This window comes from Collinsella sp. CLA-ER-H10 (assembly GCF_040092475.1).
GTDB lineage: Bacteria > Actinomycetota > Coriobacteriia > Coriobacteriales > Coriobacteriaceae > Collinsella.
This window is the reverse complement of sequence record NZ_JBBNLM010000007.1, coordinates 1-12,420: the sequence shown is the minus strand read 5'-3', so window position 1 is coordinate 12,420 and position 12,420 is coordinate 1. Positions and strand designations below refer to the sequence as shown.

Here is a 12,420-nt window from a genome sequence, read left to right as displayed (position 1 = left end):
GCGGGCGGGCGCTTTTTGTTTTTACATGGACCGGGTATAAGCATTACCACAGTCAACTGCTTTAGAAGCAAGGAGTGCATATGAGCACGTACGCAATTAAGGCTGACAAGTTCTTCTTGCCGGCAGGCCCGCAACTGGGCGGCTATCTTATGGTCGAGGATGGCGTTTTTGGCGCCTGGCAGGCCGACGAGCCCTCTTGCGAGATTAAGGACTACACGGGATCGTGGATCGCACCGGGTATGGTCGATACCCACATCCATGGCTTCTATAACCACTCGACTACCGATAACGATCCCGAGGGCATTGATATCAGCTCGACCGAGCTCGCCCGTCGCGGTACCACCAGCTGGCTGCCCACGACGTTCACCGATGGCGTCGAGCAGATCAAGGATGCCTGCGCCGCCATCGCCCAGGCTGACGAGGGTCGCGGTCCCGACTTCTGCGGTGCTCGCATTCAGGGCATCTATCTGGAGGGCCCCTTCTTTACCATGAAGCACGTGGGCGCGCAGAACCCCGCTTATCTTATCGATCCCTCCGAGGAGGTCTTCGATCAGTGGCAGGAGGCTGCGGGCGGTCGCATCGTCAAGAGCGCCATGGCGGCCGAGCGCGACGGTGCCGCTGCTTATGCGGCTGCTCTGAATGCCAAGGGTGTGGTGACCAGCATCGGTCACTCCGACGCCACCTACGATGAGTGCATCGCCGCCATCAACGCCGGTGCCAGCTGCTTTACGCATACCTATAACGGTCAGCGCGGGCTGCATCACCGTGAGCCCGGTGTCGTGGGCGCTGCCATGTCCACGCCCGAGACCTACGCCGAGATCATCTGTGACGGCAAGCACGTTAACCCTGCCGCCATCAAGGCGCTGCTGCAGGCAAAGGGCTGGCAACACACGGTGCTCATCACTGACTGCCTGGGCTGCGGCGGCATGCCCGAGGGCAGCTACACCAGTGGTGGCATGGACGTCATCATGAAGGACAACCTGTGCTGGCTCGCCGACGGCAAGAGCATTGCCGGCTCGGTGCTCACGCTTGCCCAGGGCGTCAAGAACATCGTTGACTGGGGCATCGCCAGCGCCGATATCGCCATTCGCATGGCAACCGAGGTGCCGGCACGCTCCGCGCACATCGAGGATAAGTGCGGCAGCATCATGCCGGGTCGCGACGCCGACTTTGTCGTGTTCGACCATGAGCTTACCCTCGTCGAGACGTATGTTGGCGGCCAGAGCGTCGGCAACGCCTTTACCGAGTAACGATAGAAAAAGACGGCGGGCCCGAATCTGCTCGGACCCGCCGTATGGGTTAAACGCTCAAAAGCACCTTCACAGTTACAGCTTGTTAGCGATCTTCTTTGCCGTGCGCTTAACGCCGGCCACCAGGCCTCCTGCAGGATGCTCCTTCTCGTATGCTAGACGCTTCTCACGTTTGGCGTACTCTTCGACGATGATATCGCCGTACTCATCTTCGATCTTGTCGAAGAAGTCGACGGCGCCCTTAATTTCCTCAGCGGTCGGGTGTCCCTTTTGGACACCGCCGGCGAGTTTGAACGGCCCCCACGTATCAAAGCCGGGGCAGCCGTAGACACCCATAAAGATGGCCTGCCTCATGCGGCAGATGCCATCGATATCCTTGCCGTACCACTTGTTTTTGCCACCGTAGGTCATAAGGCCAAACACCTTGTCCTGCGGCTGCAGCACGTTGGTCAGTACACGTGCCATATCCTTGTCGATCTCGGAGTAATAGATGCCCGTGGCGACGCCGATTAGATGATATTCGTGCAGGTTGGGGTACTCGTTTTTGCCGAGTGACTTCACGTCGAGGGTATCGATTTCGGGGTGCGCCTCGACGATGGCGTCCACGAGCTTTTTCGTATTGCCGTGATGGCGCGAGGCGTAGAGGATGATGGTTCGCATAAGAAGGCCTTTCAGCTGTAATTGCATCAATGTCTGTATGGTACCCCGTTACATGGCTGGGATACCGGACGCATCGATGAACGTGCGGGTTTGTCCTTTGGTCAGGGCCGAGACGGGTACTTGCGAGCAAAAAGCAGTTGTTCGAAAGGATGGGCAATGGAATACGCTCTCTCCAACGATTCGATTTCTATTAAGGTGTCCACGGCTGGTGGTTCGTTTACCTCGATCGAGGCCGGAGGTCGCGAGTATCTGTGGCAGGGCGATCCCGCCGTGTGGTCCGGCCAGGCACCGATTTGCTTCCCGATTTGCGGAGGCTTGCGCGATAACAACGCCATGACGTTTGCCGGGCATCATGTAAAGCTCGCTCGCCATGGGTTTGCGCGCAAACAGGAGTGGAAGCTGCTGAGCCAGAGCGAGAACGAGCTGGCGATGTGCCTGGCTTCGGAGGATAACGCCGCGCTGCTGAGCGATTATCCGTATCCGTTTAAGCTTGTCGCCCGCTATACGCTCGAGGACGCTGCCGTGCGCGTTTCCTATGAGGTCACCAACGAGGGCACCGAGGACATGCCGTTCTTTATTGGCGGTCATCCCGGCTTTAGGTGTCCGCTCGATGAGGGCGAGGCCTATACGGACTACGAGTTGCGCTTTGAGAAGGACGAGGCTGCGGAGCTCTGCACCGCCGTCCCCTCGACTGGCTTGATTGACGTGACCAATCGCTCCAAGAACCCCATGGTGGGAAAGACGCTGCCTCTGTCACATGAGCTCTTCGATTTTGCGGAGACCATCTTTGACGTGCTCGAGAGCCGTCAGGTCACGCTTTCCAAAAAGGGCGAGGACAAGGGCGTCCGCCTGAGCTTTGAGGACTTCCCATATCTCATTGTGTGGAGCAAGCCCGAGGGCGATTTTGTGGCGGTTGAGCCCTGGGGCGGCCTTTCGACCTGCTCCGATGAGGACGACGTGCTTGAGCATAAGCGCGGCTGCCTTGTCGCCAAGCCCAAGGAGACCGTCGTTCGCTCGTTCACGATTGAGATTCTGTAATTCCGTTTTGTCGACTCGTATCGCGAGGCATAAGGAGCCTGCGAGATAAGGAGCTAAAAATGATCCTCACCGTTACGATGAACCCGTCTGTCGATACGCGCTATCAGCTCGATGAGCTCATTATCGACGACGTCAACCGTGTGACGCCCGAAAAGACCGCCGGCGGCAAGGGCCTCAACGTGGCCCGTGTACTGGGTCAGCTGGGCGACGACGTTGTGGCAACCGGTCTGCTCGGCGGCCACATGGGCGCCTACATGGCCGAGCTCATGGACGCCAACGGTATTAACAACGACTTTGTGCCCATCAAGGGCGAGACCCGTATTTGCCTCAACATCCTCCACGCCGGCAACCAGACCGAGCTGCTCGAGAGCGGCCCGACAATTGCCCCCGAGGAGCTCGATGCCTTTACCGCCAAGTTTACCGAGCTTGCGAGCAAGGCCGATGTCGTTACCATCTCGGGTTCGCTGCCCCGCGGCGTCGAGGCGGACTACTATGCCAAGATCACGGGCATTGCCGAGAACGCCGGCGCCAAGGTGCTGCTCGATACCTCGGGTGCTTCGCTCGAGGCCGCCCTTAAGTCCGAAATTAAGCCCGAGCTGGTCAAGCCTAACTTGACCGAGATCAACGGCCTTCTGGGCACGAGCTTTACCACCGACGATGTGGACGAGCTCCGCGCCGCGCTTGCCTCTGATGCCCGCTTCTCCGATATCCCCTGGGTCGTCGTGTCCATGGGCGCTGCCGGCTCCGTTGGCTTTCACAATGGCCGTGCGTTCCGCGCAAAGACGCCCGATATCCCTGCCGTTAACGCCACGGGCTCTGGTGACTCCACTATCGCAGGCTTCGCACATGCCATCGCTGCTGGCGCAGACGACGAGACGGTGCTGCGTACCGCCAACACCTGCGGCAAGCTCAACGCCATGGATCCCATGACTGGCCACTTGGTTATGGATCGTTGGGACGAGGTCTACAACGGCGTTGTCGTGACCGAGCTGTAAGGGCTTGGGCGTCGGCCCCGGCATCGATTGCTAGCTCATGTCGACGACAAGTGCGATAGCATTATGTCGGGGCGCGACGCCGACGTTGTCGTGTTCAATCCCGACCTTACCCTGGTCGAGACGTATGTGGGTGGCAACAGCGTCGGTAACGCGTTTGCCGAGTAGCCGCCAAAGAAGCGATCCGAGAGGGGATTTAGATGATTTACGGTGCATTGGGCGATATCGAGGAGTACCGCGGAATGCTCAAGGGCCTCGACGTGTTGATCGACTGGCTCGAGGAGAACGACCCGGCGCAGCTCGAGGTCGGCAGCCATCCGATTCTGGGCGACAAGGTCTTTGCGAACGTCATGGCTCCCACGACGCGTCCCGAGGCAGAGGCTCACTACGAGACGCATCAGCGCTATCACGACCTGCAGATCGACATTGAGGGTCGCGAGGCCTTTAAGGTTGCCACGGGCAGCCTGACGCTGGTCCAGGAGTTTGACGAGAAGGACGACTACGACCTGGTCGATTCAGACGCCTCGATTGCCGGCGATCTTGCCGACGACAAGTTCGCGCTGTTCGTTGCCGGCGAGCCTCACATGCCCACGCTCGAGTTCCCGGGCGATGGCGCACAGCCGGTCAAGAAGATCTGCTTTAAGCTACTTGCAGATGCTTACTGGGAGGAGTAACGCGCTGCTCGGCTGAGCTGTTCGTGTTGTGAGCGTTTTCCTTTGGAGGAGCGCGCTTAGGTCCCGCTGATCGCGGTTCCTTTGGGGATTGCGGCTGGCGGGGCTTTTTGTTGAGTAGGGGAGTTGCCGGCGGCGTTGTGCTTGGATTGGCATTGTGCGATAAATCGGCAACAAAAAAGCCGCCCGAAGGCGGCTATCTTGTGCAATGGAGCCAGCGACCGGGCTCGAACCGGTGACCCCCGCTTTACGAGAGCGGTGCTCTACCAACTGAGCTACGCTGGCGGCCATGTGATGACGCAACTGAGGCGTCAACGGCTGTCTATGATACGGGACATCGCAAATCCGCGCAAGTGTTCTGACGGCTTTTCTCACTTTAAATGCACTAATATTGGAGACGTGATGTCTTGCTCTTACGGGTCTCAAACAGAATGGGGTGGCGATGGCTCAACCCAAGATTCTTCTCACACGCATCGATGACCGGTTTATTTACGGGCAAGACGTTGAGCTGTGGAACGAAGTCGTGGGTTCCAACCTTGTTTTAATTGTCAACGATGAGATTGCGGCTGATTCGCGCAAGTGGGCCCCTATGAGGGTGGCGACACCCGAGGGTGTCTGGACGCGGTTTTTCTCGGTGCAAAGGACTGTCGACATCATTCATACCGCAACGCCGCGCCAAAGGATTCTCATCATGGTGGCGTCGCCCACGGATGCACTCGCGCTGGTTAAGGGTGGTGTGCCGATCACCAAGATCATCATTGGCCATATGCAGGCGGGGGAGGGCAAGCACCCCATAACGCCCGCAGTCGCCGTAGATGACGCAGATGTCGCAGCCCTCAAAGAGCTGCAGGCGCTCGGCATAGAGCTAGAAATCCGCTATCTCCCCAGCTCCAATCCCGACCCCATCCAACTAGTCATTTAAGAACGTCCCCAATGACTAGGTAGAAAAACGCCCGTCGGCAGTGGTGCCGGCGGGCGCTGCTGTGCGATATGTTGCGTTGTGGGCTTAGTGCCTCATAAAGTGGTATTCGATCACATTGCTGTAGGGGTGACCCGGGCCCACAATGCCCTGCGGGAACAGCGGCTGGTGCGGTGTGTCGGGGTACATCTCTGCCTCGAGGGCAAAGCCAGCGCCCCAGCCATAGTTGGCATCGTCCTTGGCGTGCTCGTCGCCCAGCCAGTTGCCGGTGTAGAGCTGCACGCCCGGGGCGGTGGTGTAGTAATCCAACTCACGACCGGTCCACATCTCCTCGACGTGCATCGCGCGGCGCAGATTACGGCCGTACTGATAGCCATCGATGCACAGGCAGTGGTCGTAGCCACGGGCCTGCTTAATCTGCGGGTCGTCGGCTTCCATGCCGGGCGCGACGGGGCGCAGCTCACGGAAGTCAAACGGCGTGCCCTCGACCGGAGCGATTTCACCGGTGGGGATGTTCTGCTCGTTGATGGGCAGGTAGTGGGCAGCGTTGGCAACAAAGAAGTGCTCGCAGTCCATGCCGGCGTTATGGCCGGCAAGGTTAAAGTACGTGTGGTTGGTCATGGACACGTAGGTGACGCGGTCGCTCGCGCAGCCGTATTCGATACGGAAGCGGCCGGTGCGTGTCACGGTAAACACGGCCGTAAAGGTGCGGTTGCCGGGCAGGCCCAGCTCACCGTCCTCAAGCGAGGTGGTCATGCGCACGGCGTTATGAACCTCGTCGAGCTCAACATCCCACACGCGCTTGTGCAGACCATGCTCAAGATCGCTGTGCAGGTTGTTGACGCCTTCGTTGGCTGGCATATGCCAGTCCGTGCCGGCGATGGTGATCGTGGCGCCCGCGGTGCGGTTTGCCACGGGGCCGATGGTCGCGCCAAAGCAGGCGGGGTTGTCAAAGTAATCCTCTAGCTTATCGAAGCCCAGCACCACATCGCGCACGTTGCCGGGAATGTCGGGCACGTCGATGCCCAGCACGGTGGCGCCATAGTCCATAATGCGAACGCAGATCTCGGGCCCGTTGAGGGTGTAGCGATGAACGGGGGTACCGCACGGCGCGGTGCCGAAAAGCTCGGAAGTGATCATTTGGTTCCTAACATCGAGGTATTTCGGACAAACTGTAGCGCGAACAGGCGAGATTATCACTACACCCCACTAAAGCAGGGGGTATTTTTCTCAAAAAAGTGATGATTGGAGCTGTGCGGGCGTTCATTTCTGACGCGCGCGAGTCTGATACAATTTGTTCGTTATTGTTTGAATTGACGTGAGCGTGGAACAGCGAGGACTCATCGTGATTAAAGCGGAGCGACAGGATAAGGTTCGGCAGCTGCTCGAGGAACAGGGAACGGTCTCGGTCAAGGAGATTTCGGATGCGTTAGGTGTCTCGGATATGACGATCCGCCGTGATCTTGAGGAGCTTGCGAGCCTGGGCGAGATCGAGCGCGTGCACGGCGGAGCCCGCAGTGCGCAGGGCCGTCCACACGCTATGCTGCGCCATGAGTATTCGCACAGCGAAAAGCGCACGAAGCATGCCGAGGAAAAGTTGCAGATTGCGCGCCGTTCTGTGGAGCTTATCGAGGAAGGCTCGACCATCTTTTTGGGCACGGGCACCACGGTTGAGCAGATGGCCTCGATGCTGCCGGCGTTTCGCCTGCGCATTGTGACCAATTCGCTTTCGGTGTTTAACCTGCTCGAGGCGCGCGAAGACTGCGAACTGTGCCTGGTGGGCGGCGTGTACCGCCGCCGCACCGCCGCCTTTGTGGGCCCTACGGCCGAGGACACCTTGCGCGCACTGGGGATCGACGCAGCCTTTATCGGCGCAAACGGCATTCTGGACGGCGACGTGTCCACATCCAACATGGAAGAGGGCCGCATCCAGCAGCTCGCCTTTAGCAAGGCCGACTCGCGCTATCTGATCGCCGACTCCAGCAAGATCGGCAAGCGCGACTTCTACACCTTCTGCCGCTTGGACAGCCTGGACGCCGTGGTGTGCGAGCCGGGCATCGCCGCCGAAGATCGTGCCGCCATCGAGGAGCATACGCAGGTCATTTGCTAGCTAAAGCTACGGGATTGCCAACAGGCGATGCGGGAGGACTTTTACCTCCTGTCATTGTGGAAACCAGCGCGTCAGAGCTACGCGATATGACGCGCAAATGAGGACTCCACTATCAAATCGTCTCAACCTGTGATATCTAGGCGGCCAAAAGCGAGTCAAATGTTACAGATCGAGATTTTTGGCTCGGCCTATTCCGTTTGTCTCGATCTGTAACAGCTAGGACCGAAAAATTCAGCTAGTTGTTACAGATTGAGATTGAGAGGATTGACCTGTGCATTCATCTCAATCTGTAACATCTAGACGTCCAAAACCGGTCTTAGTGTTACAGATTGAGACAATTCGGCGGGGTCTACCTTGTTTGTCTCGATCTGTAACGGTTAGGACTTAAAAACTCGGCTACGTGTTACAGATCGAGACAAAAGAAAAAGAACATTAGGACTTGAAAATAAAGTTTTGATAAGGGACCCGCCCAGTTAAGACGGTGCGGCAGACAATTGAGATTAGTTTGCCTCCGGAGTCGTAAGCATAATGAGTCAGTTCGATGACCGGAAGTTTTGCAACACCATAATTACTGGCTTCGGAATCGCTAAGCTGACGTGCTCTATAGCTTTCCCTAACAGATTGGATAGACTTGGACAAGTCGTCCATGATTCTGCTAAATGCCTGAAAATCTAACTGGTTATTCGGAACGCGCGACTTTGAAATGAAGAACGTATCAGCGCCTATGAAGCTGCCTTCAAGTTCGTAGGTCAATTCAAGACGCTGAATTTCATCGCGACTTTGACATCCAAATTGTTGGAGCATCATTACGGAAATTGGACGACCTGATGTGAGGCCGCCGAAATGTTTGGTGATGGCATCCGGATCAACGCCATCGCAATGGCTTGCAAAGTCAAAGTCTAAAAGTGAATTGAGCTCGCTAACGCGTTTCGGTGCAACAAACGATCCCTTACCTTGGATTCGATAGATACTTCCACGACGCTCCAGCTCACTCATGGCAAGTCGGACGGTTGTTCTGCTTACGGCGTATTCGTCGCAGAGTTCCATTTCTGTTGGAAGTTTATCGTCTGCTTGATATTCATCGACGATCTGCTTGAGCAGCGCGTCGGTGAGCTGTAAATAGAGTGGCCGTTTTTCGTGTGTATCGAGCATTAGAGCCTCAGTTTGCATGTTGGTTATACCTGATGATTGCCTCAGTCGGGATGTAACGTGGGCAAGGTAACCTTAACGTATCACAGAGCGGCTCAGCATGACGATCTGATGCCTGTATCCACGAAGGGCTTGTCCGAGCGTGAAGATATTCTGGGGCAGGCAAATACCGTTCATGGAGTCCCCGATATGTTGGAGGTCAGCGCCGGCTGCTTTTGCTGCAAGGCCTATTTTCTTAATGGTCTCGCTGTCGCAGGAGTCTTGACTCGTCCCGTTCGCCGCCATGACGAGAACCTTCTCTTCAATTGACTTGCCTACGTTGTGGGATCGTACAAAGTCTACGATGGCGCGCAGGTCTGCTTCTTGGAAGCAAGGGACGGTGTAGGGGGCTGGCACGAGAAGGATATCGACGCCGAGGTCAACAAACTTGCGCGCAATTTCGAGCGTCATGACAGGTTCCGCAACGCCCGCTCCATGCATTTTTCCGGCTATGACCAGGCCATTGAAATGCTCTTTGGAGAGTTTAATCGAATGGGCGATTGCATCGTTGGAGACGCCGGTTCCAGGGTTGCCCGTCAGGCAGATAAAATCAAATCCGAGTTCGTTAGCCTTTTCTAAGGTCTTGGGAGAGACGCGACGACCCATGGGGATTTCCGTTCGGGTTTCAGACATCTCTGCCTCGTTATCAACTGGCTCCAGATTGACGCCAATGGGCCTTCCGCATGCTCGCTTCACCCAAGTGACCGGGTTTTCATTGAGATCATCTGGAATACCGGCAATAACTGGATCGAACACATCGAGCGCGTTAAACAGAAGCAGGTCGGCACCTGCGGCACGTTCGATTTCTGCATTAGTAACGCCGCCGAGAAATTGGGAAGAGGGTACGTTTTCCGCCATGATGGTACGTCCCTCAGAAGCCAGAATTGCCTGTTTCAGATCCATGGGTGACGTGGCGGCAAAATCGGATGCGGACATGTTCAGTAATCGTTTGGGCATTGTTACTTCCTTTGACTAGAACGACAGGCTTGTGACATTGTCTCTAATATTGTTACAACAATATATTCAATATGTTATATCCAATCGGTGAACGGTTGCAAACTTATAGTACTGCTCAGGGAAAATACTCTTTAGCTGGGAAAACCTTATAGTAATCAGCTACCGTTCACCGAATAAGTATTTGAATTCTTGACATATCGACAAAGCGGAAAAAGAATTGGTTATGACAAATCGCGCAAATGATATTACATTTCGCACAAGAACGTATTCACTTACATAAGTGGATACAAACGGGGACGACGACGGTTGAGTCCGGATAAATCGTTACGTGCCCGGGAATCATGAAAGGATGTGTTATGGACGCTATCGTCAAATTCCTTGAAAAACACCAGCCCCTCTTCGACAAAATCTCGAGGAACATTTATCTGGTGGCGATCAAGGATGGCTTTCTCTCGAATATGCCAATTGTGCTGTTCTCGAGCCTGTTCCTTCTTCTTTCGACGCTCCCTGCCTATGTAGGCATCACGCTTCCGCCTGAGGTGCTGGATTTCTTCAATAAAATCTATGCATATACCATGGGACTTCTTGGCATTATGGTGGCCGGCACCACGGCGAGCTCACTTGCCATGTCGATGAACCGTCGCATGCCTTCGGGTAAATCTCTCAACCCCACCTCGTGCATGGTTTGTGCCATGTGCGGCATGCTCTTACTATCGGTGACGAACGATGTTGTCTCGATTGGCGGAGCAGATACATCTGTTTTTGAAACCGGCTATATGGGAACCAAGGGTTTTCTCGCTGCGTTCGTAGCCGCATTCTTGACCGTTAATATCTATAAGGTGTGCATTAGCCATAATGTGACGATCAAGCTCCCCAAAGAGGTCCCTGGCTCTATTGCGCAGAGTTTTCGCGATATCTTTGCATTTGGGTTTTCGATCCTTGCGTGCGCTTTTATCGATCTTGCGAGCCGCAAGCTGCTTGCTGTGCCGTTCGCCAATTTGGTATCCGCTCTCATCTCGCCGCTGTTCTCCGCGGTCGACACCTATCCTGGCATGGCGCTTATCGAAGGCGCCGTCGCACTTTTCCAATTTATGGGTATCCACGGTGCTTCGGTTGTCATGAGTCCGATCAATGCTGCGCTCTATGGCAATACCGTTACCAATCTTGAGGTTTTCCAAGCAGGTGGACACCCGTCAATTGCTCTCACGCAGGACTTTACAAGCTTCATCGGCGGTCTGGGCGGTTCTGGCTGCACGTTCATCGTTCCTATTATCCTGATCATGTTTATGCGCTCCAAGCAGCTAAAAGCCATGGGCAAGGCATCGATTATCCCGGTGATTTTTGGAGTTAACGAGCCCGTTATCTTCGGTATGCCGATTGTTCTCAATCCCTATATGTTCGTGCCCTTCCTAGTGGCTCCTATGGTCAACGCCATTATCGGTAAATTTTTCATTGACGTCATTGGAATGAACGCCCCCATGTATACCATGCCGTGGGCGCTTCCCGGCCCAATCGGTGCATTCCTCACCACGGGTCTCGATCTGCGTTCTCTTGTATTGATGGCAGTGCTGTTGGTCGTTGACTTTGTGATTTACTATCCGTTCTGCAAGGCGTATGACCATCAGCTTTGTTTGGAAGAGTCTGCAAAGGAGACTGCAGGAAACTCGGATGCAGATGCTATTGCCGCACAGGAAAATGTCGCAAAAGCTCTCGAGGCGGTAAAGGACAAGGCGGAGCAGATCCGCGTGCTTGTGCTTTGCCAGGGTGCCGGCACTTCGACTCTCTTGGCAAATGCTCTTCGCGAAGGTGCCGCTGCTAAGGGTATCGATCTGGTTTCTCAGTCCGGTGCGTACGGAAGCCACTATGAGACGATGGGTCAGTACAACGTGATTGTTCTGGCACCCCAGGCACGCATGTACTATGACGCTATGAAGGCCGATACCGATCGCCTTGGAATTAAACTGCTCACCACAAGGGGCAAGGAGTATATCGACCTTACCAACGATCCCGAAGGTGCAATTGACTGGATCGTTCAGGAGCTGGCCAAATAGTGGATGCACTTCGTCGTTGATTCGTCGGTGTATGGTACGGCCCCGCAGCTTATTGAGCTGCGGGGCCGTATTTCGTTGAGTATCTAATTGAGACAATGAGCGCAACCGTCGTGAGATCGCATTGGCGCTCTCCGAGTCACCGACAAACTGCCTTCCATCTATGTGACCAATTCGCTTTCGGCCTTTAGCCTGCTCGAGGCGCGCGAGGATTGCGAGCTGTGCCTGGTGGGCGGCATGTACCGTCGCCGCACCGCCGCCTTTATGGGCCCCATGGCCGAGGATACCCTGCGCGCACTAGGGATTGACACGGCGTTTATCGGTGCCAACGGCATTCTGGATGGCGACGTGTCCACGTCCAACATGGACGAGGGCCGCATCCAGCAGCTCGCCTTTAGCAAGGCCGATGCGCGCTATCTGATTGCCGACTCCAGCAGGATCGGCAGACGATACTTCTGCCCCATTACAGTCGAAATTGTCAGCCCGGGACCGTCTCGGGCTACGATTGAGGCGCGCCCAGAACGGGCCGCCGACCGGGCGCCCGCGCACGGCCGAACGTCCCTGCCCCCGAGAGGGCCTGTTGGGTG

General features: G+C 56.0%; 11 protein-coding genes, 1 tRNA gene and 1 pseudogene. 8 read left to right on the top strand and 5 right to left on the bottom strand.

Annotated elements, in window-relative coordinates; all coding sequences use genetic code 11:
* Positions 1 to 80: 80 nt before the first annotated feature.
* On the top strand, positions 81 to 1,250 hold the full coding sequence (nagA, locus tag AAAX36_RS04720; protein ID WP_022094606.1) for an N-acetylglucosamine-6-phosphate deacetylase: 1,170 nt from the start codon (positions 81 to 83) through the stop codon (positions 1,248 to 1,250).
* Positions 1,251 to 1,325: 75 nt separating this feature from the next.
* Here nagA and AAAX36_RS04715 read toward each other — a convergent pair whose 3' ends face one another.
* A complete protein-coding gene (locus AAAX36_RS04715; RefSeq protein WP_195246910.1) occupies positions 1,326 to 1,910 on the bottom strand; it encodes a flavodoxin domain-containing protein in 585 nt (194 codons plus the stop codon).
* 156 nt (positions 1,911 to 2,066) lie between these two features.
* Between AAAX36_RS04715 and AAAX36_RS04710 the strand changes: the two genes are divergently transcribed.
* From AAAX36_RS04710 to AAAX36_RS04700, 3 genes are all read left to right on the top strand, one after another.
* Positions 2,067 to 2,948: an aldose 1-epimerase family protein gene (locus tag AAAX36_RS04710; RefSeq protein ID WP_195361255.1), complete on the top strand. Its 882-nt coding sequence runs from the start codon at positions 2,067 to 2,069 to the stop codon at positions 2,946 to 2,948.
* A gap of 59 nt (positions 2,949 to 3,007) precedes the next feature.
* Entirely contained in the window at positions 3,008 to 3,943 is a 936-nt protein-coding gene (locus tag AAAX36_RS04705) for a hexose kinase (protein ID WP_117654926.1), read from the top strand.
* A 197-nt stretch (positions 3,944 to 4,140) separates the two neighbouring features.
* Entirely contained in the window at positions 4,141 to 4,614 is a 474-nt protein-coding gene (locus tag AAAX36_RS04700; protein ID WP_117746073.1) for a YhcH/YjgK/YiaL family protein, read from the top strand.
* A 206-nt stretch (positions 4,615 to 4,820) separates the two neighbouring features.
* Here AAAX36_RS04700 and AAAX36_RS04695 read toward each other — a convergent pair.
* A tRNA-Thr gene (locus tag AAAX36_RS04695) sits at positions 4,821 to 4,896 on the bottom strand.
* Positions 4,897 to 5,053: 157 nt separating this feature from the next.
* On the opposite strand from AAAX36_RS04695, the gene AAAX36_RS04690 reads away from it, so the two are divergent.
* Complete coding sequence (locus AAAX36_RS04690; RefSeq protein WP_349074289.1) at positions 5,054 to 5,533, top strand: PTS sugar transporter subunit IIB; 480 nt, start codon at positions 5,054 to 5,056, stop codon at positions 5,531 to 5,533.
* An 84-nt stretch (positions 5,534 to 5,617) separates the two neighbouring features.
* Here the strand turns inward: AAAX36_RS04690 and AAAX36_RS04685 are convergent, their stop codons facing one another.
* Positions 5,618 to 6,670 carry an aldose epimerase family protein gene (locus tag AAAX36_RS04685; RefSeq protein WP_349074287.1) on the bottom strand — a complete coding sequence of 351 codons (1,053 nt, stop codon included), beginning with the start codon at positions 6,668 to 6,670 and terminating at the stop codon, positions 5,618 to 5,620.
* A gap of 205 nt (positions 6,671 to 6,875) precedes the next feature.
* On the opposite strand from AAAX36_RS04685, the gene AAAX36_RS04680 reads away from it, so the two are divergent.
* The gene (locus AAAX36_RS04680; protein WP_250787244.1) at positions 6,876 to 7,640 is read left to right on the top strand and encodes a DeoR/GlpR family DNA-binding transcription regulator; all 765 of its coding nucleotides are present in this window, start codon (positions 6,876 to 6,878) and stop codon (positions 7,638 to 7,640) included.
* Positions 7,641 to 8,072: 432 nt separating this feature from the next.
* On the opposite strand, the gene AAAX36_RS04675 is transcribed toward AAAX36_RS04680, so the two are convergent.
* Together AAAX36_RS04675 and AAAX36_RS04670 are read right to left on the bottom strand one after the other, a co-directional pair.
* On the bottom strand, positions 8,073 to 8,792 hold the full coding sequence (locus AAAX36_RS04675; RefSeq protein WP_226802922.1) for a GntR family transcriptional regulator: 720 nt from the start codon (positions 8,790 to 8,792) through the stop codon (positions 8,073 to 8,075).
* A gap of 72 nt (positions 8,793 to 8,864) precedes the next feature.
* Positions 8,865 to 9,764, bottom strand: coding sequence for a haloacid dehalogenase-like hydrolase (locus AAAX36_RS04670; RefSeq protein WP_349074284.1), 900 nt, complete (start codon positions 9,762 to 9,764; stop codon positions 8,865 to 8,867).
* A 377-nt stretch (positions 9,765 to 10,141) separates the two neighbouring features.
* Here AAAX36_RS04670 and AAAX36_RS04665 point away from each other — a divergent pair, with 377 nt between their 5' ends.
* Positions 10,142 to 11,836, top strand: coding sequence for a PTS lactose transporter subunit IIBC (locus AAAX36_RS04665; RefSeq protein ID WP_349074282.1), 1,695 nt, complete (start codon positions 10,142 to 10,144; stop codon positions 11,834 to 11,836).
* A gap of 162 nt (positions 11,837 to 11,998) precedes the next feature.
* Positions 11,999 to 12,420: pseudogene (locus AAAX36_RS04660) on the top strand (hypothetical protein); the annotation flags it as partial.

Excerpts from the sequence above, each read along its gene's own strand:
- nagA (WP_022094606.1), top strand. The coding sequence starts at position 81 with ATGAGCACGTACGCAATTAAGGCTGACAAGTTCTTCTTGCCGGCAGGC.
- AAAX36_RS04715 (WP_195246910.1), bottom strand. The coding sequence starts at position 1,910 with ATGCGAACCATCATCCTCTACGCCTCGCGCCATCACGGCAATACGAAA.
- AAAX36_RS04710 (WP_195361255.1), top strand. The coding sequence starts at position 2,067 with ATGGAATACGCTCTCTCCAACGATTCGATTTCTATTAAGGTGTCCACG.
- AAAX36_RS04705 (WP_117654926.1), top strand. The coding sequence starts at position 3,008 with ATGATCCTCACCGTTACGATGAACCCGTCTGTCGATACGCGCTATCAG.
- AAAX36_RS04700 (WP_117746073.1), top strand. The coding sequence starts at position 4,141 with ATGATTTACGGTGCATTGGGCGATATCGAGGAGTACCGCGGAATGCTC.
- AAAX36_RS04690 (WP_349074289.1), top strand. The coding sequence starts at position 5,054 with ATGGCTCAACCCAAGATTCTTCTCACACGCATCGATGACCGGTTTATT.
- AAAX36_RS04685 (WP_349074287.1), bottom strand. The coding sequence starts at position 6,670 with ATGATCACTTCCGAGCTTTTCGGCACCGCGCCGTGCGGTACCCCCGTT.
- AAAX36_RS04675 (WP_226802922.1), bottom strand. The coding sequence starts at position 8,792 with ATGCTCGATACACACGAAAAACGGCCACTCTATTTACAGCTCACCGAC.
- AAAX36_RS04670 (WP_349074284.1), bottom strand. The coding sequence starts at position 9,764 with ATGTCCGCATCCGATTTTGCCGCCACGTCACCCATGGATCTGAAACAG.
- AAAX36_RS04665 (WP_349074282.1), top strand. The coding sequence starts at position 10,142 with ATGGACGCTATCGTCAAATTCCTTGAAAAACACCAGCCCCTCTTCGAC.